This window comes from Microbispora sp. H10836 (assembly GCF_012999525.1).
Lineage (GTDB): Bacteria > Actinomycetota > Actinomycetes > Streptosporangiales > Streptosporangiaceae > Microbispora.
Window position 1 is genome coordinate 38,679 of record NZ_JABBWU010000025.1, and the last position, 26,533, is coordinate 65,211.

General features: G+C 69.8%; 30 protein-coding genes and 1 tRNA gene. 6 read left to right on the forward strand and 25 right to left on the reverse strand.

The genetic code is table 11. The features are described 5' to 3' along the window. Positions 1-37: 37 nt before the first annotated feature. Both HHX30_RS33930 and HHX30_RS33935 read right to left on the reverse strand, forming a co-directional pair. Positions 38-3,127, reverse strand: coding sequence for an ATP-binding protein (locus HHX30_RS33930; RefSeq protein WP_169987353.1), 3,090 nt, complete (start codon positions 3,125-3,127; stop codon positions 38-40). A 219-nt stretch (positions 3,128-3,346) separates the two neighbouring features. After that, positions 3,347-5,275, reverse strand: coding sequence for a hypothetical protein (locus HHX30_RS33935; RefSeq protein ID WP_169987355.1), 1,929 nt, complete (start codon positions 5,273-5,275; stop codon positions 3,347-3,349). A gap of 145 nt (positions 5,276-5,420) precedes the next feature. Between HHX30_RS33935 and HHX30_RS33940 the strand changes: the two genes are divergently transcribed. From HHX30_RS33940 to HHX30_RS33950, 3 genes are read left to right on the forward strand one after another with little or no spacing between them, the layout of a single operon-like run. After that, positions 5,421-6,080, forward strand: a complete 660-nt coding sequence (locus tag HHX30_RS33940; protein WP_169987357.1) for a hypothetical protein — start codon at positions 5,421-5,423, stop codon at positions 6,078-6,080. Next, on the forward strand, positions 6,080-6,757 hold the full coding sequence (locus HHX30_RS33945; protein ID WP_169987359.1) for a DUF4352 domain-containing protein: 678 nt from the start codon (positions 6,080-6,082) through the stop codon (positions 6,755-6,757). The genes HHX30_RS33940 and HHX30_RS33945 overlap by 1 nt, the downstream gene beginning before the upstream one ends. Next, a complete protein-coding gene (locus tag HHX30_RS33950) occupies positions 6,754-7,656 on the forward strand; it encodes a hypothetical protein (RefSeq protein ID WP_169987360.1) in 903 nt (300 codons plus the stop codon). Before HHX30_RS33945 ends, HHX30_RS33950 begins: the two co-directional genes overlap by 4 nt. Here the strand turns inward: HHX30_RS33950 and HHX30_RS33955 are convergent. The 12 genes from HHX30_RS33955 to HHX30_RS34005 form a co-directional block, all read right to left on the reverse strand. Continuing rightward, a complete protein-coding gene (locus HHX30_RS33955) occupies positions 7,610-8,914 on the reverse strand; it encodes a hypothetical protein (RefSeq protein WP_169987362.1) in 1,305 nt (434 codons plus the stop codon). The genes HHX30_RS33950 and HHX30_RS33955 overlap by 47 nt on opposite strands. A 30-nt stretch (positions 8,915-8,944) precedes the next feature. Further along, positions 8,945-9,364, reverse strand: a complete 420-nt coding sequence (locus HHX30_RS33960; RefSeq protein ID WP_169987364.1) for a type II toxin-antitoxin system VapC family toxin — start codon at positions 9,362-9,364, stop codon at positions 8,945-8,947. A gap of 4 nt (positions 9,365-9,368) precedes the next feature. Next, positions 9,369-9,596: an AbrB/MazE/SpoVT family DNA-binding domain-containing protein gene (locus HHX30_RS33965; protein ID WP_169987366.1), complete on the reverse strand. Its 228-nt coding sequence runs from the start codon at positions 9,594-9,596 to the stop codon at positions 9,369-9,371. 112 nt (positions 9,597-9,708) lie between these two features. Then, positions 9,709-10,008 carry a DUF1416 domain-containing protein gene (locus HHX30_RS33970; RefSeq protein ID WP_169987368.1) on the reverse strand — a complete coding sequence of 100 codons (300 nt, stop codon included), beginning with the start codon at positions 10,006-10,008 and terminating at the stop codon, positions 9,709-9,711. Then, positions 10,008-10,847 carry a sulfurtransferase gene (locus HHX30_RS33975; RefSeq protein WP_169987370.1) on the reverse strand — a complete coding sequence of 280 codons (840 nt, stop codon included), beginning with the start codon at positions 10,845-10,847 and terminating at the stop codon, positions 10,008-10,010. The genes HHX30_RS33970 and HHX30_RS33975 overlap by 1 nt, the downstream gene beginning before the upstream one ends. Beyond that, a complete protein-coding gene (locus tag HHX30_RS33980) occupies positions 10,844-11,254 on the reverse strand; it encodes a DUF4395 domain-containing protein (RefSeq protein WP_169987372.1) in 411 nt (136 codons plus the stop codon). The genes HHX30_RS33975 and HHX30_RS33980 overlap by 4 nt, the downstream gene beginning before the upstream one ends. Before the next feature lie 57 nt (positions 11,255-11,311). Continuing rightward, on the reverse strand, positions 11,312-11,401 hold the full coding sequence (locus tag HHX30_RS43530; protein ID WP_310742276.1) for a putative leader peptide: 90 nt from the start codon (positions 11,399-11,401) through the stop codon (positions 11,312-11,314). Positions 11,402-11,427: 26 nt separating this feature from the next. Further along, on the reverse strand, positions 11,428-11,793 hold the full coding sequence (locus tag HHX30_RS33985; protein WP_249350740.1) for a thioredoxin family protein: 366 nt from the start codon (positions 11,791-11,793) through the stop codon (positions 11,428-11,430). 138 nt (positions 11,794-11,931) lie between these two features. After that, positions 11,932-12,837, reverse strand: a complete 906-nt coding sequence (locus HHX30_RS40955) for an anti-sigma factor (protein WP_211593033.1) — start codon at positions 12,835-12,837, stop codon at positions 11,932-11,934. Beyond that, positions 12,834-13,346, reverse strand: coding sequence for a sigma-70 family RNA polymerase sigma factor (locus HHX30_RS33995; RefSeq protein ID WP_256862628.1), 513 nt, complete (start codon positions 13,344-13,346; stop codon positions 12,834-12,836). Before HHX30_RS33995 ends, HHX30_RS40955 begins: the two co-directional genes overlap by 4 nt. A 61-nt stretch (positions 13,347-13,407) precedes the next feature. Then, entirely contained in the window at positions 13,408-14,088 is a 681-nt protein-coding gene (locus HHX30_RS34000) for a DUF2993 domain-containing protein (RefSeq protein ID WP_169987376.1), read from the reverse strand. 201 nt (positions 14,089-14,289) lie between these two features. After that, positions 14,290-14,538: a MoaD/ThiS family protein gene (locus HHX30_RS34005; protein ID WP_169987494.1), complete on the reverse strand. Its 249-nt coding sequence runs from the start codon at positions 14,536-14,538 to the stop codon at positions 14,290-14,292. A 249-nt stretch (positions 14,539-14,787) separates the two neighbouring features. On the opposite strand from HHX30_RS34005, the gene HHX30_RS34010 reads away from it, so the two are divergent. After that, entirely contained in the window at positions 14,788-15,501 is a 714-nt protein-coding gene (locus HHX30_RS34010) for a response regulator transcription factor (RefSeq protein WP_169987378.1), read from the forward strand. Between the two features lie 40 nt (positions 15,502-15,541). Here HHX30_RS34010 and HHX30_RS34015 read toward each other — a convergent pair whose 3' ends face one another. Beyond that, positions 15,542-17,329, reverse strand: coding sequence for a bifunctional UDP-sugar hydrolase/5'-nucleotidase (locus HHX30_RS34015; RefSeq protein WP_169987380.1), 1,788 nt, complete (start codon positions 17,327-17,329; stop codon positions 15,542-15,544). A gap of 130 nt (positions 17,330-17,459) precedes the next feature. Here HHX30_RS34015 and mshD point away from each other — a divergent pair, with 130 nt between their 5' ends. Beyond that, positions 17,460-18,350 carry a mycothiol synthase gene (mshD, locus tag HHX30_RS34020; RefSeq protein ID WP_169987382.1) on the forward strand — a complete coding sequence of 297 codons (891 nt, stop codon included), beginning with the start codon at positions 17,460-17,462 and terminating at the stop codon, positions 18,348-18,350. Between the two features lie 55 nt (positions 18,351-18,405). Here mshD and HHX30_RS34025 read toward each other — a convergent pair whose 3' ends face one another. The 3 genes from HHX30_RS34025 to dcd form a co-directional block, all read right to left on the reverse strand. Next, the gene (locus tag HHX30_RS34025) at positions 18,406-19,404 is read right to left on the reverse strand and encodes an inorganic phosphate transporter (RefSeq protein WP_169987384.1); all 999 of its coding nucleotides are present in this window, start codon (positions 19,402-19,404) and stop codon (positions 18,406-18,408) included. Beyond that, entirely contained in the window at positions 19,405-20,022 is a 618-nt protein-coding gene (locus HHX30_RS34030; protein ID WP_169987386.1) for a DUF47 family protein, read from the reverse strand. A gap of 156 nt (positions 20,023-20,178) precedes the next feature. Beyond that, complete coding sequence (gene dcd / locus HHX30_RS34035) at positions 20,179-20,754, reverse strand: dCTP deaminase (RefSeq protein WP_169987388.1); 576 nt, start codon at positions 20,752-20,754, stop codon at positions 20,179-20,181. A gap of 119 nt (positions 20,755-20,873) precedes the next feature. On the opposite strand from dcd, the gene HHX30_RS34040 reads away from it, so the two are divergent. Beyond that, positions 20,874-20,947 (forward strand) — tRNA-Gly (locus tag HHX30_RS34040). Between the two features lie 80 nt (positions 20,948-21,027). Here HHX30_RS34040 and HHX30_RS34045 read toward each other — a convergent pair. The 7 genes from HHX30_RS34045 to HHX30_RS34075 form a co-directional block, all read right to left on the reverse strand. Then, positions 21,028-22,155, reverse strand: a complete 1,128-nt coding sequence (locus HHX30_RS34045; RefSeq protein ID WP_169987390.1) for a tyrosine-type recombinase/integrase — start codon at positions 22,153-22,155, stop codon at positions 21,028-21,030. Then, a complete protein-coding gene (locus HHX30_RS34050; RefSeq protein WP_169987392.1) occupies positions 22,152-22,379 on the reverse strand; it encodes an excisionase family DNA-binding protein in 228 nt (75 codons plus the stop codon). The genes HHX30_RS34045 and HHX30_RS34050 overlap by 4 nt, the downstream gene beginning before the upstream one ends. Continuing rightward, a complete protein-coding gene (locus HHX30_RS34055; protein WP_169987394.1) occupies positions 22,376-23,992 on the reverse strand; it encodes a replication initiator in 1,617 nt (538 codons plus the stop codon). Before HHX30_RS34055 ends, HHX30_RS34050 begins: the two co-directional genes overlap by 4 nt. Beyond that, the gene (locus HHX30_RS34060; RefSeq protein ID WP_169987396.1) at positions 23,989-24,180 is read right to left on the reverse strand and encodes a hypothetical protein; all 192 of its coding nucleotides are present in this window, start codon (positions 24,178-24,180) and stop codon (positions 23,989-23,991) included. The genes HHX30_RS34055 and HHX30_RS34060 overlap by 4 nt, the downstream gene beginning before the upstream one ends. Next, complete coding sequence (locus HHX30_RS34065; protein WP_169987398.1) at positions 24,177-25,598, reverse strand: FtsK/SpoIIIE domain-containing protein; 1,422 nt, start codon at positions 25,596-25,598, stop codon at positions 24,177-24,179. The genes HHX30_RS34060 and HHX30_RS34065 overlap by 4 nt, the downstream gene beginning before the upstream one ends. An 84-nt stretch (positions 25,599-25,682) precedes the next feature. Then, a complete protein-coding gene (locus tag HHX30_RS34070) occupies positions 25,683-25,997 on the reverse strand; it encodes a hypothetical protein (RefSeq protein ID WP_169987400.1) in 315 nt (104 codons plus the stop codon). Then, positions 25,994-26,416, reverse strand: coding sequence for a plasmid replication, integration and excision activator (locus tag HHX30_RS34075; protein WP_169987402.1), 423 nt, complete (start codon positions 26,414-26,416; stop codon positions 25,994-25,996). The genes HHX30_RS34070 and HHX30_RS34075 overlap by 4 nt, the downstream gene beginning before the upstream one ends. Positions 26,417-26,533: the final 117 nt, after the last annotated feature.

A 26,533-nucleotide genomic window follows, 5' to 3' on the forward strand; every position in this document is an offset into this window, starting at 1 on the left:
CCCAGGTCAGGGGTAGTGCGTGCGACCAACTACGAGATCACGCGCCGAAGGACAGCTCGGCGGGGGTGTCGCCGTCGAACGGCAGGACGAAACGGCGTGGCCAGGACAGCACGGTCTCCAGCCAGCCCGCGCTCATCGTCTGGGCCACGTACTTGACCCGCTCGCGCGGCTCGACCCCGATGGCGACCGTCGTCACGTCACGCTGGATGCCCTCGTGCTCGTCGTCGCCCAGGATGACCCGCCAGGCCAGCGCGCGGTTGCGGTCCACCTCCATCGACAGCGGGTGGTGGCGCAGCGCCTTGGCGCGGTGGCCGAGCAACTCGGTGCGCACGCCGACCGCGACCCCGCCCTCGGCGGGCTCGGCGCCGTTGACCCCCTGGTGGGGGTACGGCCGGCCGGCGGGGTCGGTGCCGAACAGCGGATACTCCATCGCCGGGGCGGGACTGCGCAGGTTGGGCGCGGGATGGCCGAAGGGGAACAACCGGTCCACCTCGTGCAGCCAGCGGACCTGCGGGATGACCCAGGCGGCGCCCGGCCGGTCGCCCGCCCGCATCGGCGGGTCGCCCTCCGCGCCGTCCGCCTGGCCGGCCGCGAGCAGTCCGGCGGCGACCTCGGCGGCCTTCTCGGTGAGCAGCGCCGGGTCGAACCACGTGCGCAGCGACCAGGCGCGGCGCGAGACCGACCGCTCGACCAGCGTGGCCAGCAGGCACTCGCGCCGCTTGGCCGGCAGCTCCGCCCAGATGTCGGCGAGCACGCGCGGCACGCCGGGCAGCGACCGGTTCGTCACGAACGCCAGGACGGCCGTGTCGGTCCAGATCCGCAGCCACGCCCACTCCGGGGCCACCGCGAGCAGGTCGGCCTCGCGCAGCTCGACCAGCGTGCAGGCCTTCCCCGTACGGCACTCGCGCCCGCAGGCGGCCGAGCGGCGCCCGCAGATCGGCGGCACCGGGCCGAGCGTCTCACGCTCGCGGTCCTCGCCCAGCGGCACCTGGACGCGCAGCGGGCGGTCCATGCCGTCGGCGAACACCGCGGCGAAGCCCGGCTGGAGCGAAACCACCTGGCGCGACTGGTCCTCGCTGAGGTTCATCGCCGCGCCGACGAGCGCCCGGTCGTCCTCGGCCGGGAGCCGGTGCACCACCTTCAGCGCCGTGTTCTTGACGACGTCGGAGACGAGCTTGGTCGGGATCTGCTCGGCCACGATGATGCCCTCGCCGTACGCCCTGATCTCGGCGAGCATCCCGGCCAGCAGCTCGACCGCGTGCGTGGAGGCCCGCTGGGAGCCCCGGTCGCGCAGCAGCCGGTGGGCCTCCTCGATGACGATGACGTGCCGCAGGCCGCCCGCGCCGTCCTCGCCCCGCGGTTCGGAGCGGGCGCGCATCCGCAGGTGCTCGACGATGCGGATGATCAGCGTGCCCATGAGGAACGCCTTGTCCTCGTCGTTGGCCACGTCCTCGATGGCCAGCACGACGTTGCGCTGGAGCAGGCCGCCTATGTCGGCCGGGTGGCCGCCCTCGAAGAACCGGCCCGCGCTGCCCACCCGCAGGCTGCGCAGGCGCAGGCTGATGAACCCCTCGACGTCGGCCTGGACCTCGTTGCCGTACCCGATCTCCTGGATGACCTCCAGCGCGTGCTGCTGGAGCTGCTCCAGGGTCGGCACGGCCGGCTGCACGGCGGCCCCCGGGATGCCACCGCCGGTGACCACGTCCCAGCCGTTGGCCTCGTAGACGCGCTGCAGCGCCAGCGACATGATCTGCGGGAACGGCTCCTCGGCGTCGAAGGCCGCCATGAACAGCGCCCTGACCATGTCGATGTGGGCCTGCACCGGGTAGCCCGGCTCGGGCGCGAGCGGGTTGACGCTGATCGGCACGTTGTCGGGCGCCGAGGGGTTGATGACGGTCAGCGGCGCGAGGTGCTCGACCCGGCCGGCCATCGCGGCGTACTCCGACTTGGCCGGCTCGATGGCCAGCCACGGGATGCCCGCTTTGGTGAGCTGCTCCAGCAGGTGACGTACGGTCTGCGACTTGCCCGAGCCGGTGGCGCCGGTGACGAAGGCGTGGCGGTTCAGCGTGGCGAGCGGCACCCGGAACGTTCCGACCGCGCGGTCCTGCCCGTCGACGATCGCGCCGAGGTCGACGGTCTCCGCCGAGCCCTCGACCTCGGCCTCGCTGGTCACGTCGAAGAAGCCCGCGTCGAGCACCCGGACGCCCGGCACCTCGCGGCGCGGCAGCCCGGCGAGCGCGGCGAGGGCCCCGGCCGTCGCCGCGAACGGCGCCGCCGCGCCGTCGGCCGAATCCTGGAGGTCGACGGTCAGCGCCTCGCCGAAGCCGTAGACCGACTCGCAGGTGCCGTCGCCGGTCAGGGCGGGCAGCGACATCGCGCTGCGCAGCCGGTAGGGGTGGTGGCTCATCTCCACGGAGCCGACCAGCACCGGCGCGATCTGGCGCAGTTCGTCGGGACCGGCCGCGCCGGCGAGCACCCGGACGTTCCACAGCCCTGCCTCGCGGAAGGCGTCCAGCTCCTGCATCCTGCGCTCGGCCCGCTCGGCGTCGAACCGCGACCGCTCCGAGGCGTCGCCGTACTGGCGCAGCACGTTGAGCTGGGTGCGCAGATGGGCCACCTCGGCGTCGAGCAGGTCGGTCGGCTCGGCGACCACCACCCACGCGAACGGCCGGGACATGAGCGTGACCAGCGTCGACTCGAACAAGGTGGGCCGCTTGGTCTCGTCGGGCTCCGGCTCGCGCCTGCCGTAGAGCGGCGGCGCCTGCCGGCCCGGGCACGGCGTCCAGACGAGGTCGGCGAGGTCGGCCAGCCACTCGTCGCCGATCTCCACGCCGCGCGCGCCGCCGGGGAACAGCAGCGGCTGCGGACCGGTGACCGGCGGCTCGGGCGCCGTCGCCGCGCGCCGCGGCGGCTTGGGCGGTGTGAGCGGCCCCGCGTTGGTGATGAGCTCCAGCGGCGCACCCGAACCCCGCGACAGCCAGCCGATGACGAACGGCCGGTTGCGCTGCGCGGCGGACAGGACCGCGGGGAGCACCGTGACGAAGTCCCACTCCGCGGACGAACTACGCGACGGCGCCGTGATGGCCTGGATCCGGTACCACGGCCCGCTCAGGGGGAACGCGTGCATGAGACCCCTCGATTGACGACGAACAGGGGAGAGACTCCATCAAGGATCACGTGCGCACAGCCGTGTTGACGATGCCCTTACCGGCAACGGACGGTGTCATGGCCGCATGCGACGTTTGGGGAGCGGTCATGGCCGCTTGCGCCAGTGGAGGCGGGGCGGCGGAGGGCCCACCGTGGAGAAGCGCAGCGGGGGCACGTCGGGCAGCGGACGCGGGCCTGCTCATGGCCGCTTGCGCCAGTCGAGGCGGGGCGGCGGAGGGCCCAGGTTGGGGGGAACGTCGGGCAGCGAGGGCTCCTCCGGCTCCGGCTCGGGCTCGGGCTCCGCGGGCGCCAAGGCCGCCCGCCGGATCTCCTCGAACTCCCCCAGCGTCGTCTTGGGAAAGGTGAGTATCGCCGGGTTCGCGTCCGCGAGGCGCACCTGGCGTCCTTCGGCCGTCGAGTAGGTGACGATCACGGAGGTCGTGGGAAGCTGCTGCAGCTGGTGCGGCTCGACCAGGAACTCCCGCGACCGCTGCAGGACCCCGTCCGCGACCGTGGGCGCGCGCCGCCCCCACTCGGTCGACTCGGTGATGTCCTCCCGCAGGTCGCCCTCGCCCTTCTCCTCCCCCTCCGTACGGCTCTCGCCGACGGTGGAGGTGTAGAAGCCGCTCGGGCCGTTGACCGTGGAGCTGAACGTCTCGGTGAGCTGGGCGAGCTCCAGGCGGTGCTCGGTGCCGACGTGCTCGCTCGCCACGCGGGCGTCCTCGGCGTTGCCCAGGCGCATGAACGCGACCGCCGCGTGCCCCCGGCCGAGCCGCTCCCGCACGGTCGGGGTGAGGCTGCGGTAGGTCAGCACGAGCCCGGTGCGCGAGGTCTCACAGGCGTCCATGAGCCGGTCGAGCACGTCGCCGCGCAGCTTGTCCGCGCCCGCCACGATGATCGTGTGATACCAGGGCCGCTCGCTGGCCGGCGACTGGCGCAGGATGTGCGTGAGCGCGGTCGCGACGTACGTCCCGAGCACCCGGTTGCCGAAGACCCCCGCCTGCCGGTCCATGCTGACGACCCGCAGCCGCGCGGGCGGCAGCCGTACGGCCTCCGAGCCCAGCGTCTCCAGCTTGCGCAGCTGGGATTCCAGCGCCCAGGCCCGCTCGATGACCACCCGGTCGGCCACGCCCCGGCCGAACAGCGTGCCGATGCGTTCGAGCTGCGTCGCCGTGAGCAGGCCGCACTTCATGTCGTCGCGCGGGTCGCCCACCTGCGCGAGGGCCCGCAGGGCGGCGGTGACCTGGCTGATCGTGGCGTTCTCGCCCAGGACCTCCAGCACGCGCTCCAGGATCGCGTTGTCGAAGCCGATGTCCCTGCTGGTCTCCTCGCTGACGCTCACCACGTGGGCGAGCACGTCGGCGAACGCCTCCGGCTTGAGCGTCGAGCCCAGGTCGAGCCGGGGCAGGTCCACCGGGAGCACCCAGACGAGCGGGTCGTCCCCGCCCCGGCGCGCCAGCTCGATGAGGTCCTTGGCGATCGCGCCCTCCGACAGGTCGAGCACGGTCAGGTGCCCGCCGCTGTAGAGGCGCGTCGCGCCGATCAGCGTCACCAGCGCCGACCAGCCGGTCAGCGTGCCCCCGGCCACGTCGACGCGGTCGATCTCGTCGGGCACCGCCACGGCGTACCAGTTGATCTGCTGGTCGAAGCGGCTCTTCTTCTCGGCCCAGTCGCGGTATTTCGCGGCGTGTTCCTCCTGCGCGGTGACGATCTCCCGCTGGCGGCGCTCCTGCTCCCGCAGCGCCTTACGGCGGCGCTCGTCGAGCCGCTCGTTGACCGTACGGTCGCCCTGCCGGATGGCGTAGGTGCAGATGGCGGCCACGCCGCACGCGGCGACCAGGCCGAGCATCACGAACGACCAGGTGAGCAGCCCGGTCACGCCGAGGATCAGGATCCCCGCGGCCACCACGGCCATGAACGTACGGAAAATCTTGACCGGGCGGTTGAGCAGGTCCTTCTGCAGCCGCTCCCGGTGGACCCACTCGGTGTCCACCGGAGGCTCGGTGACGTCCTCCCTGGCCGGTCGCTTCGGCGGCGGCCCGGGATCCGGGTACAGCAGTGCGTACTGCCAGCCCAGGTAGATCCGGTCCGCCTGCAACTGGGCATGCTCGGGGTGCGGGTCGCCCACGGGCCCTCCATGTCCGCCTCCGTCACAGCGTAGGAGCTGGAAGCCCTGTCAGGGCGGGCTTCTCGCCATTCGGACGTATTTCCGCCCGGGGGACCGAACCAATGCGACCAATGGGGCAAGTGTGGTCGTACTACGATCGACTGCCATGACGTCATCCCCCAATGGCGCCCGCCGACGACGCCCGGTCCTCGTCCCGGTCGCCTCCGCGCTGGCCGTGGTGGGCATCGGCGTCACCGCCGCGTTCGGCGGCTTCACGGAGGCCCCGCAGAAACCCCCGCCCGTGGTCTCGCCCGGGGACACCATCGACCAGGGGCAGTTCCACACCCAGTTCATCAAGGCGATCGACACCACCGAGAAGGGCGACTTCGGCACCACGAAGCGCTATCTGGAGCTCGTCCTCAAGGTCACCAACATGGGCAAGGAGACCGCCTCGGTCGGCATCATCCGCCAACCCGGTGACAAGGTCCTGCCGGTGACCGGCTTCGCCGGTTCCCTCCTGCGGACCCGCCCGGAGATCAAGACCAAGTACGGCCCGCTGGTCTCCGTGCTGAGCCGCGGCATCGAGAGCAAGCAGCTCCAGCCAGGGATCACCACCACCGTCGTGGTGAAGTACGAACTCGACCCCACCGCGACCGCGCCCTCGGAGATCAGCCTCGACCTGGGGTCGTTCGTGTACGAGAAGATCGGCTCGCGCGACCAGACCCATTACTGGCAGCTCGTCGGCGACTGGGAGGGCGACGACGGCCGGTATGTGCCGAAGATCACCTCGCAGATCACCCTTCCCGTACGGAAGGAGAACAGCTGATGACGCTCACCCAGGCGGACAGCCGTGCCGCACGTCATTCCGTGGCCGACCGGCCCCCCCGTCGTGGCGCCGGGCGCCGGATCGCGGCCGGAGTGGCGGGGATCGCGCTCGCGGCGGCGGCCGTCTACGTGCAGCAGAACCACACGATGTCCTTCGAGGATCGCTTGTCGTTCATCACCTACAAGGGCCGCATCGGCGAGACCGTGGAGGCCAAGCGCTTCACCGTGAAGGTCCAGTCGGTGACGGCCGCCCGCGCCGTGGACACCACGGACTACTCCAACAAGGTGACCAAGGTGGAGACGAGCAACATCTTCCTCCTGGTGGATGTCTCCGCCACCAGCACCCGCGAACCGATGCGGCTGAGCACGCTGGGCCCGCCGTTCCTGCTGACCGAGGACGGCCGCCGCTACCGTCCCACCGACAAGGTGGACAACTCTCTCACGCTCTTCAACAGGTGGATCCAGCCGGGCTTCTGGGTCAGCGGTCTCCTGGTCTTCGAGGTGCCCAAGGACGCGCTGCCCGGCGCCGCCCTGGTCTTCGTCCCCCCCAACTCCGCGATTGTGGTCGACACCTTCGCTCCCGAGGCCCAGGTGGATCTCGGGCTGTCCGACGACTCGGCCGCCCGCCTGGTCTCGCAGGCGGAGGAGTACCACTCACTGGTGAGCAAGAGCCGATGACCGAGACTCCCATGGGCGGAACCCCGCCGAGAAACGGTCAGGACGGCCGGGACTGGTTCGCTCCCCCGGCCGAGCAGCCCACCGACATCACCTACGCCGGCGCGCTGCCGCGTCCCGTACCCACGGCGCCTCCGTCCGTGCCCATTCCGGGCACGCTGGCGTCGCCGGGGGACGTGCGCGTCTGGCCGCCGCCGGAGCCCGAAAGCGAGGGGCAAGGGGAGGACCGCTCGACGCAGCCTTTCCCCGCGCTGCGCACGAACCGCAAGCCACCGCCCGCGGCTCTCGCGACCGAGCCGGTGGTTCCTCCTCCCGCCGTCGCCGAGGCGCCTCCGGCACGCCCGAAGCGGACGGGCCTCCTGATCGGGGGAACGGCGTTGTCCGTCGTGCTGGCCGTCGGGATGCCGACCTGGTTCGGCTACGAGGTGTACGAGTACGGCAGGCCCAGCGACGTCGTGCACGTCGTCCAGCCGGGCCAGGCGGCTGTCTGGCAGCACGTCTCGTGGCGGGTGACCGTCGAGAAGATCAAGGATCCCACCGGCAAGCCGGACACGTCCGACCGTCAGTGGCTGAAGATCGTGGCCACGCGCACCGCGCTCGACGTCGAGGGCACGATCCGTCACGGCGCCCCGAAGATCACGTTCACCGACCGCGGCGGCCGGACCTGGCAGGCGGAACCGGTGAACGACGAGACGCCCCCCGACGTGAAAGAGAACAAGGTCGGCACGCCGTACCGGATGGAGCTGATGGGCGTGGTCCCGCGTTCCGTGGCGGACGAGGCCGAGGTCCTCCTGCGGCCGAGCAGCTACCGGGACGTCCCCGATCAGTCGGCCAAGGATTTCGTCGACGCCGCCTTCAGCTCGACGGAGAGGGAGGATCAGGTTCTGCGGTTCCGCCGGTGAGCCGGTGGCGGGTCGCGGCGATGTCGAACGTGGCGGCGATCAGGCACATGGTCACCAGGGTCACGACCAGGTCCGTCACGAAGACGATCGGCTCACCGGTCACGAACCACATGTACGGCTCCTCGCTCACGGTGAGATAGCGGCCCGCCCTGGTGAGATAGTCGCCACCGATGTGCAGCCCGACGTAGCACAGGGCGAACAGCCCGAACAGCGGGGCGCCCCCGCGCGCCGTCAGGCGCAGGGAGTTGAGCAGCGGGATCCAGCGGGCGGTCCAGCCGTCGCTCAGCTTGATCAGCGTCCGCCGCGTCCAGTCGTGCGTGCGCTCCAGGTGTGCCGCCGCCTGCTCCAGGCGGGTCCCCCTGATCGTGGTCCGGGTGTCCTCCGCGTACGCGCCGTACACGAGGATGCCGACCGTCAGCCATGCGAGCGGGATGGCGAGGGCTTCGATGACGTGCGGCCACACGCCGCCCAGCCACTCCGAGGCCGGCTTCCACCCCGGGACGCTCTCCTCGGCCCTGGCGGTGAGATCATGCCAGGCGGCGACGGCGGACCGGTCGCCGATCCAGTCGGAGCGCGCCCCCACGGCGGCGGCGACCGCGTTGAGTCCGTAGAACGCGAACGCGAGCTCCCCGAACGTGGCGAGCATGCCGGAGAAGCGGCCCTCCCCCGCCTCGTGGCGGCGGCCGAAGTACCACTTGACCGCGTAGGCGACGATCATCGTCCCCAGGGAGACCTTCGGGTCCAGACTGACGAGGCCGACCATCACCCCGCTGTCCTGACCGGTGCCCGCGTCGATGAAGATGCGGTCCGGCTGCCTCATCAGGTCGATGTCGGCGAATTCCCGAGCGTCGTCGGCGACGAACCCCCAGGTCATGTAGATGCCGGCGAAGACGAGCGCGGTCCGGTTGAGCGCGTTGAGCAGGCTCTCCTTGGCCTCGCCGCCCGCGCGCCTGGCCTGCGTCTCCACCAGCGCCTCGCGGACGACGTACAGCATGCCCACAGTCGTGGCGAGCGACGTCATCACGACGAGCGTGAAGAGGAACATCACCAGGACCAGCCGGACCTGGTACCACGAGCCGTGCGAGATGGTCGCGGCCAGCAGGAGCAGCGACCACCGGACGAGCCGTCCGAGCGAGAACCAGATGATCAGCGGGAGCGCGCACTTCGCGAGGATCCGCAGGGCGTGCAGCGGCAACGCGTACGGCGACAGCATCCAGGCGAACCTGCGGGGGGCGGGCAGTGTGGACGTTCCGGACACCTGCCGCATGTTATCGGCTCCCGCTTCCTCCTAAGGCGTGATGAGCTCGACTGTGGGGAAGTAGGTCCGATACCGGGCGGTGTCGCGAGTGAGCAGCCGGTATTTCCGCACCGCAGCGTGCGCGCCGATGAAGAAGTCGGGCAGCGGCGACCTTTTCCCGCCCCCGCGCCTGCGATAGGCGAGAAAGGCCTTGCCGGCCAGGAAGGCCGCCTCGAAGGGAACGTCCTCACGCTCGTAATCCTCGGGCGGCAACGCCTCGTCCAGGCTCTCGATGCTCGCGTAGCCGACCGACACCTCGGAGTACACGACCGGATTGAGAACCAGCCGTCCTTCGTCCAGCACCCGAGCCAAGGCGTCGGCGGACCAGGCCCCCCATTTGGGGTCATCGGTGGCGACGTCGAGCAGAACGCAGGAATCCACGAGGGTGACCTGCTCGCGAACGACACGCAAGGTGTTACTCGTCACGCAGCAGTCCCATGATCTCGTCGGTGGTCATGGACGTCGTCGCGCTGCCCCGGAGTCGCTGCGCGGCCCGCTGCCCCCGCGTGCTGCTGCTCTCCCGGCGCACGATCCGCAGGGTGTTGCCCACTTCGATCACGTCGACCTCGTCGCCGGGGTGCAGGCCGTACTTCTCGCGGATCTCGGCGGGAATGGTTACCTGTCCCTTGCTGTTCAGTCGCATCGCGCTCGTCCCCGTCACGTATTACATGTACCACGTAATACTAGCCGCCCCAGGAAAACGCAGAAGACCGGTGCGTTCGCGGGAACGCACCGGCCTTCTGCGAGGCGGTGGATCAGACGGCGACCGAGAGCTGGACGACCTCGCCGAGCTTGGCCTCGACGGGGACGTCCTTGGTGACGCCGCCGCCGGCGATGATGCGGACGGTCCACTGACCGGGAGCGGCGAAGAAGCGGAAGATGCCCTCGTCGGAGACGACGACCTCGCCGGTGAACTCGCCGCTGTGGTCCAGCAGGCGGGCGTACGCCGTGCCGGCGCCGGACACGACGCCCTGGATCACGGCCTGGTTGGCCAGGTCGATGCCGGCCGGCAGCGCGACGGTCTGCTCAGGAGCAGCGCAACCCTGGGTAGTCATCAGCGGGCCTCCCCCAGCTCGATCGGCACGCCCACGAGCGAGCCGTACTCGGTCCACGAACCGTCGTAGTTCTTGACGTTGGGCTGGTCGAGCAGCTCGTGCAGCACGAACCAGGTGTGCGCGGAGCGCTCGCCGATGCGGCAATAGGCGATGGTGTCCTTGGCGAGGTCCACGCCGGCGCCGGAGTAGAGCTCGCGGAGCTCGTCGTCGGAGCGGAAGGTGCCGTCGTCGTTGGCCGCCTTCGACCACGGGATGTTGCGGGCGGTGGGCACGTGGCCACCGCGCTGCGCCTGCTCCTGCGGCAGGTGGGCCGGGGCGAGCAGCTTGCCGGTGAACTCGTCGGGCGAGCGCACGTCGACCAGGTTCTGCTTGCCGATCGCGGCGACGACGTCGTCGCGGAAGGCGCGGATGTCGTTGTTCGGCTCCGAGGCCACGTACTGGGTGGCCGGCCGCTCCACGACGTCCTCGACCAGCTCGCGGGACTCCAGCTCCCACTTCTTACGGCCGCCGTCGAGCAGCTTGACCTCGCCGTGGCCGTAGACCTTGAAGTACCAGTAGGCGTAGGACGCGAACCAGTTGTTGTTACCGCCGTACAGGACGACGGTGTCGTCGTTGGCGATGCCCTTGGCCGACAGCAGGGCCTCGAAGCCCGCCTTGTCAACGAAGTCGCGGCGGACCGGGTCCTGCAGGTCCGTCCTCCAGTCGATCTTCACGGCACCGCGGATGTGACCCTTGTCGTAGGCGCTGGTGTCCTCGTCGACCTCGACGAGCACGACACCCGGCGTGTCGAGGTTGGCCTCGACCCAGTCGGCGTCCACCAGAACGGCGGAGCGGCTCATTGGATTCTCCCAGGTTGTAGACGGCGAATGAGCAGGTACGTTTCGCAGCCCAGGCAGAAGCCGAACGCTGCGTTGAGGAAGGCGGCCAGCAGTGCCGCTGCTGTCGCACCCAAGGCCAGTGCGGTGATCCCCGCCGCGAATCCGATCAGTCCCACCATCGCGAACCCCAGTCCGACGGCCTGCGCGAACCGCGGCGGCGCCGCGTCCTCCGTCTCGGCCGGCGGCCCCAGCCTCGGCCGTACGAACCGGCGGAAGACCAGCCCGTACGGCGACGCGTCAACGGCGCCGAGCGCGAAGACGACCGCCTGCACGGCGAGGAGCCAGGGATTCTGCGTGACCAGTACGGCCGCGAGGACCAGGCTGGTCACGGCCGCGCCGAAACGCGGGCCACGAGGGTCGATCTGCATCGTGGGGATGCTCCTGAAGGATTCTTGGAACGCGGCACGAAGCCGCAGGAATCACCCTCAGGCCATGCGACAGAGCGAGGTCGCGACGCGGCAGAAGTCCACCGCGCGCCGCTTCGTGAGCAGCTCTGTCGTGGGAGTCATGGTCATGACAGTACCTTCCGTCTCGGCATCTGTCACACCTTGTCCGATGGATGAGACGGCCCATGAGACGCGCTGTCCACGGCCGCGCCGAGGGCGGCGATCACGTCGGCCCTGCGCGGCTGACCGGACGCCTTCTTCACGACGTTGCCCGCTTCGTCGAGGACGAGCACGGTGGGGGTGCGCAGCACCTCGAAGCGCCTGACCAGGTCGAGGCGCGACTCCGCGTCGATCTCCACGTGCCGGACGCCGGGCACCATGGCGGCCACCTCGCCCAGAATCCGGCGGGTCGCCCGGCACGGCTGGCAGAACGCGGTCGAGAACTGCACCAGCGTGGCGCGCTCGCCGAGGTCGGCGCCGAGATCCGCGCTCGTCACCGGGGCGTGTTCCACGGCCCGCATCCTCCCGTCACGCCGTCTCAGGACCAGTCCGATGACCACGCCCAGGACGAGCGTGGCCACGAGGGTCAAGACACCTGCCATCACGGTGTGCAACCGTACGCCCGGTAAGGCTGATTCCCGTACCAGATCACGGGAAGGTCACGGCGTGGCGGTCACCAGGACGTGGCCGCCCGAGTCGGCGAGCTCGATGCGGGCGATCTGGCCTGGCCGCAACGCCGTCGAGCCTTCGAGGACCATCTTCTGCCCGCGGTATTCGCCCGCTCCCACGGTCCGGCTGCCGAGGGCCGAGACCGTGCCGTCCTTCGCGACCACGCGCAAGGTGCAGACCGTGCCCGCGGGCACTCCCGCGACCCTGGCGACGACCTGCGTCCCGCCGTCGTACGGGACGAGCCGTACGGCGATGCGCGCGTCGCCGCTGCGCCCGCGCGCCTCGGCCGGCGCGGTGACGGTGGCCTCCGCGGGCGGATCCTCCACCTTCTTCGCCACGGCGCCCGGCGACCGCTCGGGTCCCGGCGACGACGCGGCCGACTCCTTCAGGTCGAAAAGCCGCTGCTCCTGCGGCACGTCCTGCTCCGCCGCGGGCGCCTGGCCGGCGGCCGCCGAGTCAGCGGCCCCGTCCACGTCGCTCTGCGTGGCCGGCGCCGCGGCGACCGACGTCGTGCCGTCCGACGCGTCCTGCGCCGCGGACAACCACGCCGTGCCGCCCACCGCCGCGACGACGACGGACGCGGCGAGCGCCAGCAGCACGCGGAACGGACGCTTGCCGCGGACCGGCGGGAGCGCCGCCGCGACCACGCCCCCGGGAACCCCCTTGGAAACACCCGCGACGACACCGTCGAGCACGGCGCGCGGCGGCGCGGCGGCGCGCTCGATGTCCTCGGCCGACACGAGGGCCAGCAGCGGCGGCAGGCCGGACAACTCGGCCAGCTCCGCCCGGCACGCCGGGCAGGTCTCCAGGTGGGCCTCGACCTCGGCGGTCTCCTCGGCGTCGAGCGCCCCCAGCACGTACACGCCGAGCGAGATCCGCACCTCCTCGCAGGTCATGGCGCCAGCCCCCGTTCCTCCAGGGCGAGTTTCAGCGCCCGGAGGGCGTAGTAGGTCCGCGACTTCACCGTTCCCGGCGGGATGCCGAGGATCTCCGACGCCTCCTTCACCGATCTCCCCCGGTAGTACGTCTCCAGGAGCACCTCGCGGTGCTCGGCCCTGAGCGAGGCCAGCGCCTCGGCGACCCCCCACGACTCGACGGCCCGTTCGAGCTCGTCGTCGGCGGGCAGCACGGCGAGCGCCTCGTCGCCCGTCTCCTGCGGCCTGGACTTGCGGGCCCGGTGCTGGTCGACGACGAGGTTGCGGGCGACGGTGAACAGCCACGCGCGAACCGGGCGCCCCTGGAGCCCGGAGGGATGCCGCCAGGCCCGAAGCAACGTCTCCTGCACCACGTCCTCCGCCCTGCCCGGATCACCGGTCAACCGCAGTACGTAGCCGTACAGCGGCCCTCCGTGATCCTCCCAAAGTGCGCGTATGAGCTCCTCGTCGGCGGTTCCGGCTGGACTCACATCCTCATCACGTACGCCGGGACCTGACGGTTCAGCGGTGTGACGGCCGTCACGCGGGCCCTCAGCGGAGGGGGACATCGGACGCGGTGCCCTGCACCGCGAGCCCTTCGCTCGTCGATGTCACGCGGGTGATCCTGAGGTTGAGCGGCAGGTTCTTCACCGGCACCGTGAACGAGATGAGCCGCTCGGCGTTCGGCACGGGGATGCCACCCGCGATCTTCACGTCGGTGGGCGTGAGCCGTATCCCGCCCTGCACCACCTGGATCTTCAGGTCGGCGGTGACCGGCACCTGGTTGCCGAGCACGGTCACGTTGCCCGAGACGCGGAGCGCGTCGTCTCCGGCGCCCTCGACCTTGATGCCGCGGGGGGCGCGGGCCGACAGGGTCTCCCGGGAGATGACCACGGTCCCCGTCACGCGCTCGGCCCGGATCTCGGTGGTCGCGGCGTTCTGGATCAGATCGGAGAGCGGGGCGGTGACGCCGTACAGCGTGGCGTCGATGCGCTCGAGCTGGATGCCCTCCCGCTCCACCTTGTCGATACCGATGGCGATCTCCTCGTAGCGGCCCGAGACGGCCTGGGTGAGGAACGGTATGCCCTTCACCTGCACCGACGGCGCCTGCGCCAGGTCGTACTTCGCCTCGATCTGCCGGGCGATCTCACGCTGCACCCCGACCACGGCGACCCGGTCGAGCACGACGAGCACGATGGCCAGCAGAGCCACGGCCACGACCAATTTGCGCATCCGACTCCTCCGAAGGCGCCTTTGTGATCAGAGTAGTGCCTTGACCGGCAAGATTCGCCCGGAACGAGCGGTGTCCAGAGTGGTGCATCGCAAGGCGGAGGGGGAGGCCGTAGCGGAGGCTACGGGCGACGATGACAACGCGGCGAGGTGCCGCTCTGGGCGACGCGAGGGGCGAAGATTGACGGGAGAGGCACGTGCTGCTCATCCCCCGGCGAAGGGGGGTAAAACCTCGACCACGGCACCCTCGGGCAGGTCGATCGCCGCCGGATCGCGCGTACCCGCCGGGGCGCCGTCGACGAGGAAGGAGCAACGGCGCAGCACGCGCTCGACGGCCGGGTCGCGTGAGACCTGCGCGAGCAGGTCCCCCAGTGTCTCGGCGTCGAACGCCTCCTCCGGCACGCCTGCGGCGTCCTTCGCCGCCGCCCAGTAGCGGATCGTTCCCCTGGCCATGACGCGCCGCTCCTCTCGATTCTCCGCCACCCGCCGGAAGCTCTCCGTCACCGTCACGTTACGGCGGTAAACCACGTGACGTGTTGTTCACACGGGTGACGCTCATTGGACGCAAACTTCGTGTGGGCTACCCTACGAATTAATGGACTCGGGCGATGTGGCCCCCGGGTCCTTACGTGTTTGTACGGCTGTCGCGGTTTCCAGTGCTGCAAACGGCGCCGAGCCGACATGGTGTGCGAGGAGGCTCATGTGAGCAATCTGCTCCTGCTGACCAACGCTCTGGAGCCGTCGGCGGAGGTGCTCCCGGCACTCGGACTGCTGCTTCACTCGGTGCGGGTCGCGCCCGCCGAGGCCTCCGCGCTGATCGATATACCCCCGGCCGACGCCATCCTGGTGGACGCGCGCCGCGAGCTGGTGCAGGCCAAGAGCCTGTGCCGGCTGATGCGGACGACCGGCGTCACGTCCCCGCTGATGGCGATCGTGACCGAGGGCGGCCTGGCGGCGATGTCGGCGGAGTGGGGTGTCGACGACGTGCTCCTCGACACCGCGGGACCGGCGGAGGTCGAGGCCCGGCTGCGCATGTCGGTCGGGCGGCTGGCGCTGGCCGCCGCCGAGGAGGTTCCCGACGAGATCCGCAGCGGCGACCTGACGATCGACGAGGCGACCTACACGGCCCGGCTGCGCGGGCGCGCGCTGGACCTCACGTTCAAGGAGTTCGAGCTGCTGAAGTACCTCGCCCAGCACCCGGGCCGGGTCTTCACCCGGGCCCAGCTGCTGCAGGAGGTCTGGGGCTACGACTACTTCGGCGGCACCCGGACCGTGGACGTGCACGTACGGCGCCTGCGTGCCAAGCTGGGCGCCGAGTACGAGGCGCTCATCGGAACGGTCCGCAACGTCGGCTACCGCTTCGTCCCCGACCGCGGCGGCGAGCAGCAGAACGAGGCCGAACCGGCTCGCCGCTGATGGCCCGCCCCGATGGGGCGGGCCATCGCGTTTCGCCTGGTTACCTGATGAGGTTGATACGGCCGGTCGCCGGCGGGGCGATCGGCGAGTGCGCGCCCATGTAGGCGACGAACGCGTCGATGTCCAGCGGGCCACTCCACAGGTTCGTGCCCTGGGTGAAGACGGAGAAGCCGTCGCCGCCGCCGACGAGGAAGTTGTTGGCGGCCACCCGGATCTGCTGGGCGTCGGTCACCGCGGTGCCGTTGATCTTGATGTCGGAGACCCGCGAGCCCACCGGCTTCGTCGTGTCGAAGGTGTAGGTCAGCGACGCGGACGGCTGGAGGATTCGCTGCGTGATGCCGCCGGTCACCGGGTCGACCGTCCAGATCTGCTGCTCCAGCAGCGCCTTCAGCTGGGCCCCGGTGAGCGTGACGACCTGCATGAGGTTGTTGAACGGCTGCACCTGGAAGGCCTCGCCGTACGTCACGACGCCGTCGCCCTCGGAGCCGCTCTGCGCGTAGGTCAGGTCGGTGCGGACCCCGCCCGGGTTCATCAGCGCGATCTCCGCGTTGCCGCCGTCCTTCGTCGCCTCCAGCTGCGCGTCGGCGATGAGGTCGCCGAGCGGGGTCTCGCCCACGTTGCCGCCGCGCCCGATGTTGGCCGTGATCTGGCCGATCGGCTTGTTGGCGACGGTCGAGACCCGCTCCTGCCAGGTCTTGATGTACGCCTCGGTGTCGGCGTCCGGGGTGACGGTACGCGTCACCACGTTGTTCTTGGCGACGACGCTGGAGCGGACGATGTCCTTCGTCTTACGGTCCACCCGGAAGTCGATCTGGGTGATCGCGCGGCCGAACGACGAGCCCTGGGTGTAGACGCGGTCCTGACCGGCCGGGTCCTTCACCTTGCAGACGTACGCCTGGTGGCTGTGGCCGCTGATGACCAGGTCGATCTGTGGGTCGAGCCCGGTGGCGATCCGCGAGCCGTTGCCGGGAACGACCGGGCATGAGCTGGGGTCCTGGTTCGGGGTGATGTTGTCGCCCTCGTGGACCAGCACGACCTGCGCCTTGACGCCGTGCTTGGCGAGCTCCCTCGACACCTTGTTGGCCGCCGCGACCTCCTCGGTGAACTGCAGGCCCTTGATGCCGGCGGCGGTGACGATGTTCGGGGTGGTCTGGGTCACCAGGCCGATGAACCCGATCTTCACCCCGTTGATCTTCTTGACGTAGTAGGGCGGCAGGGCGTAGTCGCCCTTGCCCTCCTTGAGCACGTTCGCCCCGAGGTAGTCGAAGCTCGTGCCCTTCCACTCACCGGCCGGGGAGCAGCCGTCGACCGGGTGACAGCCGCCGTTCATGATGCGGTTGAGCTCGTCGATGCCCTCGTCGAACTCGTGGTTGCCGGCCGAGGAGGCGGTCAGGCCGAGCTGGTCGAGCAGGGCGACGGTCGGCTCGTCGTGGTAGGCGGCGGACAGCAGCGGCGAGGCGCCGATGAGGTCGCCCGCGCCGACCAGGAGGGTGTTGGCGTCGCGCAGCTGCTTGAGGTGGGCGGCCAGGTAGGAGGCGCCGCCCGCGATCGAGTACTTGGCGCCGGCGATGCCGGTCAGCGAGCCGTCGGTGTCGGTGTTCGCGCCGTTCGGGTCGAGGATCCGGGAGCTGGACCCAGTCGGGGGCTCGAGGTTGCCGTGGAGGTCGTTGATGGTCAGCAACCGGACGGGGACGGAGGGGCCGGGCTTCTTGTCGTGCTTGCCGGCTTGGGGAGCGGGAGATGCGGCGGCCGTGCCCATCGTGAGGGCCGCGACGCCCACCACGGCGGCGCCGGCGACGGCCAGTCGCGTCAGTGATGCTCGGGTCATGACCCTCGACAGTAGAGCGGGGACCTGAGCGGGAAATTGCGCAGAGATAACGATTCAGGGAGGGAACGCATGGCGTCTATTGCCGAAGCCCGGTACGAGAATCGCCTGACCTTCACCTATCGTGCCAGACATGGACGTACGCGTGGAGATCACGGAACGGCTCGATGACGAGCAGGTGGCGGCGGTGCTCGCCCTGGTGGAGGCGGCCGCCGAGGCCGATGGTGTCGGTCCGCTCAACGAGCACGTGATGCTTCAGGTGCGCCACGGCGCCGAGCCGGGCGCGAGAGCCGTACTGCTGTACGAGGACGAGAACGTCGCGGGCTTCGCCCACCTGGATCCGGCGGACCCCGAGGAGGGGCCGAGCGGCGAACTCGTGGTGCATCCCGCCTACCGCCGGCGCGGCCTGGGCCGGCGGCTGCTCGGCGCCGCGCTTGAGGCGAGCGGGGGCCGGCTGCGCCTGTGGGCGCACGGCGACCTGCCCGGCGCCGCCCGTCTCGCCGCGAGCGCGGGCCTGGCCCGGGTGCGGTCGCTGTGGCAGATGCGCCGCCCGCTGGCCGAGCCCCTGCCCGCCGCCGCCCTCCCGGAGGGCGTACGGCTGCGCGCGTTCGAGCCCGGGCGCGATGAGAAGGCGTGGCTCTCGCTCAACGCGCTGGCCTTCGCCACCCACCCCGAGCAGGGCTCCTGGACCCTCGACGACCTCGAACTGCGGGAGCGGGAGCCGTGGTTCGACCCCGCCGGCTTCTTCCTCGCCGTACGGGGAGACGCGCTGGCGGGTTTCCACTGGACCAAGGTGCACGACGGCGACGAGCCGGTCGGGGAGGTCTACGTGGTGGGGGTCGCGCCCGGCGAGCGCGGCACGGGCCTCGGCCGGGCGCTGACCCTGGCCGGGCTCGCGCACCTGCGGGCGCTCGGCCTCGGTCACGTCATTCTCTACGTGGACGAGGAGAACACCGCGGCGGTCCGGCTGTACGAGTCGCTCGGGTTCACCCGGTGGAAGACCGACGTGATGTACCGGCGGTGAACGCCGACGGGCCGGTCCCCTTCCGGGGGCCGGCCCGTCTGTGGAGGAGCGTCCTCTATCCGAGGATGAGATTGAGGATGAAGTAGCCGATCGCGGCGACGACGGCCGCGGCCGGGATCGTCAGGACCCACGCGGTCACGATGTTGCCGGCGATGCCCCACCGCACGGCCGACAGCCGCTTGGTGGCGCCGACGCCCATGATGGCGCTGGTGATCGTGTGCGTGGTCGAGATCGGCGCGCCGAACCCGATCGCCGCCGTGTAGAGGACGCCGGCCGCCGCCGCCTCGGCCGCGAAGCCCTGCGGCGGGTCGAGGTGGATGATCCTGCGGCCCAGCGTGCGCATGATGCGCCAGCCGCCGGCGTAGGTGCCGAGGGAGATCGCCAGCGCCGACGCCGTGATGACCCACTCGGGGATGTCCGAGTCCTGGGGGACGTACCCTCCGACGACCAGAGCGAGGAAGATCACGCCCATCGTCTTCTGCGCGTCCTGCAGGCCGTGGCCGAGGGCCATCCCGGCCGCGGACACCGTCTGGGCGTACCGGAACCCCTTGCCCGCCTTGTGGGGATTGGCCTTGCGAAAGATCCACAAGATCGCGATCATGATGAGCGCGCCCAGGAAGAAGCCCACGACCGGGGACAGCACCATCGGGATGACGACCTTCTCGACCACCCCGCCCCATTTCACGGCCTCGGTCGCGGCCAGGGCCGAGCCGATCAGGCCGCCGATGAGAGCGTGACTGGAGGACGATGGCAGGCCGAAGTACCAGGTGATGAGGTTCCAGACGATGGCCCCGATCAGCGCGGCGCCGACGATGATCAGGCCGTGCCTGCCGTCCGGAGGTGCGATGATCCCCTTGCCCACGGTCGAGGCGACCGACGTGCCCAGATGCGCGCCGATGAAGTTCATGACCGCGGCCATGAGCAGCGCCAGACGGGGCGTGAGGGCGCGGGTCGAGACCGAGGTGGCGATGGCGTTGGCGGCGTCGTGGAAACCGTTGGTGTAGTCGAACACCAGCGCGATGACGACCACGCCGATGACAAGCGCGAGCTCCACTTAGCTTTCCTTGACCGCGATCGACTCGATCGTGTTCGCGACGTGCTCGAAGGCATCGGCCGCGAGCTCGAGCTGCTCGATGACCTCGCGCATCTTCATCACGGTCAGCGCGTCGTACTCGCCGCTGAACAGCTTCGCCAGCAACCTGCGGTAGACCTGGTCAGCCTGGTTCTCGAGCCGGTTGATCTCGATCCAGTACTCGTTGAGGTGCTGCATCCCGCGCAGGCGCGGCATCGCGTCCGCGGTCAGCTCGGCTGCCCGTTCGAGGACCTCCACCTGACGTACGACCTCTTTGGGCAGGTGGTCGATCTGATAGAGGACGATCAGGTCGGCCGCGGCCTCCATGTAGTCCATCACGTCGTCGAGATTCGACGCGAGGCGGTAGATGTCCTCACGGTCGAAGGGCGTGATGAAGCTTTCGTTGAGCCGGTTCATGATCGCGTGAGTGCGCTCGTCGCCCGCGTGTTCGCAGGCGCGCATCTTCTCGGCCAGAGCCTCCCGGTCCGAACCGTCGCTGATGATCTCGACCAGCAGACGCGATGCGGTGACGAGGTTGTTCGCCGAGTCGGCGAACAAGTCGTAGTAGCTGTCCTCACGGGGCGTGAGACGCAGGCGCACGTCGTTTCTCCAGATGTGCGGGGACGGTCCGCAGAGAAGGGTACGGGTTACCAGTGGAAATGCGAAGTTCAGGCCATACAAGCCCGCTTGTAACCTACTCTTCCCCTTCCCGCTGCCCAGAACGGCTCCCGTGACACACTTGTTGCCTCAGACGCTTCAGATCTTGGTGCGGTGGAAGTTCAGGAACGATCTGCTCGGGGTCGGCCCCCGCTGCCCCTGGTAGCGCGAGCCGTACCGGTCCGAGCCGTACGGGAACTCGGCGGGCGAGCTGAGCCGGAACATGCACAGCTGCCCGATCTTCATCCCGGGCCACAGCTTGATCGGCAGCGTGGCGACGTTGGACAGTTCGAGTGTGACATGTCCCTCGAAGCCGGGGTCGATGAAGCCGGCCGTCGAGTGCGTCAGCAGGCCCAGCCGGCCCAGGCTCGACTTGCCCTCCAGCCGCGAGGCGATGTCTTCGGGCAGGCTGATCACCTCGTACGTGCTTGCGAGCACGAACTCGCCCGGATGCAGGATGAACGGCTCGTCGCCGTCCGGTTCCACCTGCCGGGTGAGATCGGGCTGCTCGATCGCGGGGTCGATGTGCGGGTAACGATGGTTCTCGAACACCCGGAAGTAGCGGTCCAGTCGCACGTCGACGCTGGACGGCTGAATCATCGCCGGGTCGTACGGGTCGAGCTTCACCCTGCCCGACTCGATCTCGGCACGAAGGTCACGATCGGAAAGCAGCACGGATGCAAGGCTAGTAGGCCATTTCAGCGGCGGGTGTCGCGGATCTTCGCGTCGGGGCTGCAGGAGCACGCCCCGGATCCGCTACAGTAGGGGCAGCGACGGGCTCCACAGCCCGTCACGCGGGTGTAGTTCAATGGCAGAACATCAGCTTCCCAAGCTGACAGCGCGGGTTCGATTCCCGTCACCCGCTCCAAGCCCGAAGGCCCAGGTCAGGGACAGATTCCCGACCGGGGCCTTGATTGTTTTCGGGGTCATCTCGATCTTCCGTGCCCGTTACGTGCCCGATCCGTCTGGATCTTGCTTGCTCAGCGCCTCCTCGGCGAGCTTCCCGAGCGCGTCGGCGATGGCCCGGTCCCGCTCCATCGCGGTGTGCTGATAGATCAGCGCGGCCCGCGTGGTCGAGTGCCCCATGCGGTTCATCAGCTCCCGCAGAGTCGCGCCGGACTGTGAGGCGAACGTGTTCCCAGTGTGACGGAGATCATGGAAGTGGAAGCCGCTGAGCTTCGCGTCCTTGAGTGCCTTGCTCCATGTCCGGGTGAAGTTCGCCCTCCGGAGCTGGGCGCCCTTCGGCCCGACGAAGATGAAGCCCTCATCCCCCGCTTCGGCGTACGTCTCCAGGTGCGCCCGGAGATCGGGGAGCAGCACGGCCGGGACGCTGACGATGCGCTTGCCGGCCTCCGACTTGGGCGGCCCGATCGTGACCGACCCATCCTTGAGCTCGGTCGTGGTCCCGGTGACGCGGATCGTCCCGGCCTCCGCATCGACGTTCTTCCGCTTGAGGGCCGCGAGTTCGCCCCATCGCAGGCTCGCGAAGGTCGCCAGGAGGATCAACAAGCGGTATCGGGGATCGATCGCGTCGGCCAGGGCGAAGACCTGCTTCATGGTCAGCACCGGCCGTTCCGGCGATTCCTCCTTGCCCGCCCCCTTGATCTTGCAGGGGTTCGACTTGATCAGCCCGTCCTCTATCGCCGTGTTGAAGATCGCCTTAAGCAGCCGATACGCCTTCGCCACGGTGACCGCGCCGACGCCGCCGTCCAAGAGGCTCTTGCGCCACTTGCGCACGTGCGCCTCTCGGATCTCGTTCATGGCCTGATTGCCGAAAGTCGGGACCAGGTGAAGGCGAAGCAGCCCCTCATAGAGCTGTGCCGTCTTGGGCCGCAGGCCCGGCCGCTCGTCCACCCAGGCCGCGCCGTACTCCTTGAAGCTGACCTTGCCCCGGTCCGGGTTCAGCCAGTCCCCCGAGTGGATCTCGGCTTCCTTCTTGGTCAACCAGATGTCGGCCTCACGCTTGCTGGCGAAGGTCGTGGGCGCGGGACGGTCGAGGCCATCAGGCCCCGGATAGCGCGCCTGGAACCGGCCCGAGGGAAGTTGCCGAACACGGCCGAACCGCCGCTTGCTCATGCCGCCCTCCCGGTCCTCATGGTGATGGGCTGCACCATGCCAGCGGCGATGAACTCGTTCAGCACGGATTCAGGGATGCGCACCTTCCTTCCGAGGCGGACGAAGGCGATCCGGCGTTCCTCGATGAGCCGCCGGGGGAAGCGCTCGGTCGTACCGAGCCGTTCGGCGACCTCGGCGACCGTGAGCAGGCGGTCAGCGGGTGGCCTCGCCGGGGTCTTGCTCATGCTGCCCTCCCTTCAGTTGCCGAAAGATCTTGGCCGTCTCCGAGTACCTGGAGTTGGTTCATGTGGTTGCGCCAGCGCTGGCGTTCGTGGATCGAGCGCAGGAGCCGCACGCCGATGGGGGCCAGGTCGGGATCACCGGGCTTGACCGGTCGCCAGATGTAGCGGTGGGGGTCCACCGGCTCGTCAGGAACGCCGAGGGCTTCCAGGACCCAGGTGCGCCGGTCCTGCTTGTGCTCGGTGAGGGTCTTGTTGGACCACTTGCGGGAGACCAGGACGCGACGGCCCGCGTAGCCGAGGTGATCGGGCTTGTGCGCCTTGCCCCTGCACCGCCCAGGGGCCATCCCCGGCTTGGCGCCCTTGGGCTGGACGCCGTACCGCAGCCAGTTCGGGCACGTCGGCGAGCACGGCTCGAACCGCAGCGCGTCGAGCAGCCGTTCGGCGTGCGCCTTGCGGCGTGGGTCGTCGGTGCCGAGCGCGTCGCCGAGGGACTTGGTCAGGTACTTGGACAGGTAGCCGATGAGCTGGTCGGCGTCCGGGGTTCCCGCGAGGACGCTCTGAATGTCGAGCTGGTCGCCGAACCGGAGCACGTGCAAAGGTTCGGCGTCCTCGTCGGCGTCGAGCTGGTCGAGGGCCTGTTCCCAGGTCGGCAGGACTTCCCCCGTGGCCGGGTCGAGGTAGCCGGCCCCGTCCTCCCAGACCGGCAGGTGATCTCCCTCGAACCGCACGACATCAGTGGACGGCCACCACACTTGGTGGTAGGTCGCGGCGATGATCTGCCGCAGTTCCGCACGCGGAAGGGTGCCGCGGATCGCCATGTGCAGGTGCGGCGCGAGCCGTTTCTGAGGTTCGACGGTGGCGAAGTACTGCACGTCATAGCCCGCCACTCGGCGGAGGTTCTGCACGAAGCGGTCGACGAGCTTGGAGAAGTGCAGCGCGTCGCGGGCCGCCCGCGCGTAGTCGTAGGTGTCCGGATGGACGGGCGCACCCTCCAAAACTCGTCCGTAGGAGGGCATGGTCAGCGTGACGAACATGGAGGGCCGGTAGGTCTTGCCGTCCGAGCCGGTGAAAGTCCGCCCGAGTGTGGTCTTGGTCATCTGCCGCTTGGGCAGGTCCGGGGCGTCCTGCCGCCGCTTGGTCGAGCGCGTGCGCTTGCCGGAGGTGCGGCCGAGGACGTTGCCGCGCATGCCCGCCCGGTTGATCTCCTCGTCCAGGTCCTCAATGGCAGCGTCCAGGTCGGTGGTGTCGCCGCCGGCCTTCTCGACCTCGTCCCGCCAAGCTTGGGCGTCGGCCCGCAGCTCCACGAGGTGACGCTGATAGTCGTCGGCATTGTCGGGCAGGTTCACGGGTTCGTGGTCGAGGTGCCAGCCCTCCCGGCACTGCGCCCGGCGAAGCTGGCGGTTGCGCTTGGCGCACGGCGGGCACTTGCTCTCCAGCGTCGCCCCGCAGGGCACGTCGATGACCTCAACCTGACCGGTGACGATGTCCTGCCGCCGCAGCGGAACCGGCCGAATACAGACGCCGTACTGCTTGGCGATCTCTTCCACGACCTCACGGGCCAGCGGTTGAGCCATCCGCACGGCGCGCGGTGTGGAGCGGTCGTTCGGGTTGGTCACCGGTCACCGTCCCACGCGCTGAGGGGGTCGAGGAGGTCGGCCGGACCGAGACCATCGACCATCACGGCGGCCTTTTCGCCGCACTCGTGGCACTCGACGATGCCGCGCACAGGGTCGAGCCACAGCACATCCAGCGCGCCGCAGCCCGAGCAGCGCAGCCCGTCGAGGATGTGGGCAAGGCGCATCATCGGCCCACCCCCGCGAACTCAGCGACCATCGCCCGAATGTCGGCATCGGAGACGTACGCGGCCCGCACCCGCACCGGGTCAGGCGAGGTTTCGAGACGGACGTAGCCGACGCCCGCGCCCAGCTCCGGGACGGGTGAGATGTGATCAGCCAGTGCACCCCGGTCGCGGGCTCCGTCGCCGAGGACCATGTCCACCTGCTCGGACTCATCGAGCCGGAGGGCGATCTTGTCGGGGAACAAGTTGCGGATGTTCATGACCTCCTTGCGCGGGTCCTGGAGCGCGGCCATGACCCCGACGCCCACCGCCCGGCCCTGCGTGGTCAGAGTGGCCAGGGCCGCCGTGATGCGCTGACGGAGTTGCTTGTCCGGTTGGTAGGCGGTCAGGAATGCAACCTCGTCGACGAGCACCAGGACGAACGGGTCAGCGGTGGTCGGTGTGTGGGAGCGCTGGAGGCCGGCGAACCGATCGGCCCGCTCCTGCATCACGCTCACGGCCTCGTCGAGCAGGTCGGCGCACTCCTTCGGATCGGCCGCGTATCTCGCACCGAACAGCGCCCGGCCGAAGGACAGTTCCATCCGTTTGGGGTCGAGCGCCCAGACCTGCACCAGCCCGGCCCGCATCGCGGGGAGGAGCCCGCGGATTGTCGACCACAGGTAGGAGCCCTTACCGGCCCCGGTCGCGCCCGCGATCAGGACATGCGTGCCGTGGACCTTGAGCCGCATCGGTGAGCCGTCCTCACACCGGCCGATTTCGACCGGCCCCACCTCCGCCACCTCAGGGATAGGAACGGCGGGAAGGGGTTCGGCGAGCGGGTCGCGCCGGGGGAAGGTGAGCACGAGCCGCCCGGCCCGAGCGACGGCCACCCGGCAAGAGGGAGCGCCGAAGCCGTGCGCCAGGTGCTCGATGCGGTCGGCCCAATCGGTGACGGCCTGGCCGTGGAGCATCTTCACGCTCACGCGGTCGGCCCAGCCGTCGCACTCCACCCGGACCAGGCGGGGCAGGTAGTCGCGGCCCCGGATGTGCCGCCCCAGGCCGGAGACGACCATCACGGGTTGCCAGTGCCGCCGGTAGACGGCAACGAGCCGCCACCAGGCCAGCAGCGGCCAGCCGACCAACCTTAGGAACGAGGCCCGATCCAGAAGCAGCCACGACAGCCCGGCCGAGGGCAGGAAAGCGGCCATCACCAGGGCCAGCCGCCAGCCGTACAGGGTCCAGATCACCCCGAGGCCGACCGGGACGGCCACCGCGACCGGATGCCGCACGAGGAGGCGGACCAGGCCCGTGAGCAGGTGGGACAGCCAGATCACGAGGGTGACGATGGCGGGAGTTTGCATGACGGCCGGGCGGAAGACCACGGCGGTGTCTGGTGTGGTGGAGACGAGGTTGCGTGCCTCGTCGCCGGGAAGGTTCTTGAACATTAGGCTTGGTGTCCTCTCAGGCATTGGCGTGTGTGAGAGATCCGGGGGCCGCTGGAATGCCAGTTCCAGCGGCCCCGCTTCGTGTCAGGCCGCCGGGCCGGTGACCTGCGCGTGTTCGGTGTGGTCGGCGTGCAGGCGCTCGCAGTCGGCCAGATACCGGGCAGCGGCGTTGAAGATCTGCCGGGCGATGTCCAGGTCTTCGGCGGTGACCGGCCCGGCCGCCCCAGTGGCCGAGACCGTCACGTCCGCCTCGCCGGACTCCAGGACCAGGTACGGCCGCCCCGACTCCAGCACTCGCGCGCTGGCCGCAGTGATCGAGCCGTAGAACGAGACGCCGATGCGGGGACGCTCACCGGGATCGACCGACATCGACAGGTGCGTGTACGGCCGCCAGTTCACGCCGCCGCCTCCTTGCCGCCCGTGTGTCCGGACTTGGCCGAGCCCATCCGAGGCGGCCGCATTTCCCGGACGCGGATGGAGTAGGCCAAGCGGCCGTTTCCGTTCACGTACGGGGTGACGGTGACGCCGTCGAACTCGACCGGCGTGAACGGCAGCCCCGCGACCGGTGCCGGGGGAACCGGCTGGACCGGGGCGATGATCTTTACGGCGACGGTCTTCTGAGCGGGCTTGACCTGGGGGTCGGCGTCCATGACGGCGATCTGCCAGACCAGTTCGCCGCTCTGCTTGTCCCGCGCCTGCACGAATCGGCCGTTGGTCGAGGCGTCGAAGTCCTTGACCGCCTCCACCTCACCGACGAGGTAGCAGCCGTGCGGGAAGACCATGGCGAAGCTGACGGGGATCGGACCTTGTAGAGCCATAAGGCATCCTCCTCTCTCGACTGATAGGCACTTAACCTATCGAGTGCCTTGAGCATAAGAGAGCCCACTTGCTAGGTCAAGTGCCTAAGCTAAGTGGGCTCCGGAGGTGAGGCGTTC

Excerpts from the sequence above, each read along its gene's own strand:
- HHX30_RS33930 (WP_169987353.1), bottom strand. The coding sequence starts at position 3,127 with ATGCACGCGTTCCCCCTGAGCGGGCCGTGGTACCGGATCCAGGCCATC.
- HHX30_RS33940 (WP_169987357.1), top strand. The coding sequence starts at position 5,421 with ATGACGTCATCCCCCAATGGCGCCCGCCGACGACGCCCGGTCCTCGTC.
- HHX30_RS33945 (WP_169987359.1), top strand. The coding sequence starts at position 6,080 with ATGACGCTCACCCAGGCGGACAGCCGTGCCGCACGTCATTCCGTGGCC.
- HHX30_RS33950 (WP_169987360.1), top strand. The coding sequence starts at position 6,754 with ATGACCGAGACTCCCATGGGCGGAACCCCGCCGAGAAACGGTCAGGAC.
- HHX30_RS33965 (WP_169987366.1), bottom strand. The coding sequence starts at position 9,596 with ATGCGACTGAACAGCAAGGGACAGGTAACCATTCCCGCCGAGATCCGC.
- HHX30_RS33970 (WP_169987368.1), bottom strand. The coding sequence starts at position 10,008 with ATGACTACCCAGGGTTGCGCTGCTCCTGAGCAGACCGTCGCGCTGCCG.
- HHX30_RS33975 (WP_169987370.1), bottom strand. The coding sequence starts at position 10,847 with ATGAGCCGCTCCGCCGTTCTGGTGGACGCCGACTGGGTCGAGGCCAAC.
- HHX30_RS33980 (WP_169987372.1), bottom strand. The coding sequence starts at position 11,254 with ATGCAGATCGACCCTCGTGGCCCGCGTTTCGGCGCGGCCGTGACCAGC.
- HHX30_RS43530 (WP_310742276.1), bottom strand. The coding sequence starts at position 11,401 with ATGACCATGACTCCCACGACAGAGCTGCTCACGAAGCGGCGCGCGGTG.
- HHX30_RS33985 (WP_249350740.1), bottom strand. The coding sequence starts at position 11,793 with ATGCGGGCCGTGGAACACGCCCCGGTGACGAGCGCGGATCTCGGCGCC.
- HHX30_RS40955 (WP_211593033.1), bottom strand. The coding sequence starts at position 12,837 with ATGACCTGCGAGGAGGTGCGGATCTCGCTCGGCGTGTACGTGCTGGGG.
- HHX30_RS34000 (WP_169987376.1), bottom strand. The coding sequence starts at position 14,088 with ATGCGCAAATTGGTCGTGGCCGTGGCTCTGCTGGCCATCGTGCTCGTC.
- HHX30_RS34005 (WP_169987494.1), bottom strand. The coding sequence starts at position 14,538 with ATGGCCAGGGGAACGATCCGCTACTGGGCGGCGGCGAAGGACGCCGCA.
- HHX30_RS34015 (WP_169987380.1), bottom strand. The coding sequence starts at position 17,329 with ATGACCCGAGCATCACTGACGCGACTGGCCGTCGCCGGCGCCGCCGTG.
- mshD (WP_169987382.1), top strand. The coding sequence starts at position 17,460 with ATGGACGTACGCGTGGAGATCACGGAACGGCTCGATGACGAGCAGGTG.
- HHX30_RS34045 (WP_169987390.1), bottom strand. The coding sequence starts at position 22,155 with ATGAGCAAGCGGCGGTTCGGCCGTGTTCGGCAACTTCCCTCGGGCCGG.
- HHX30_RS34050 (WP_169987392.1), bottom strand. The coding sequence starts at position 22,379 with ATGAGCAAGACCCCGGCGAGGCCACCCGCTGACCGCCTGCTCACGGTC.
- HHX30_RS34060 (WP_169987396.1), bottom strand. The coding sequence starts at position 24,180 with ATGATGCGCCTTGCCCACATCCTCGACGGGCTGCGCTGCTCGGGCTGC.
- HHX30_RS34065 (WP_169987398.1), bottom strand. The coding sequence starts at position 25,598 with ATGTTCAAGAACCTTCCCGGCGACGAGGCACGCAACCTCGTCTCCACC.
- HHX30_RS34075 (WP_169987402.1), bottom strand. The coding sequence starts at position 26,416 with ATGGCTCTACAAGGTCCGATCCCCGTCAGCTTCGCCATGGTCTTCCCG.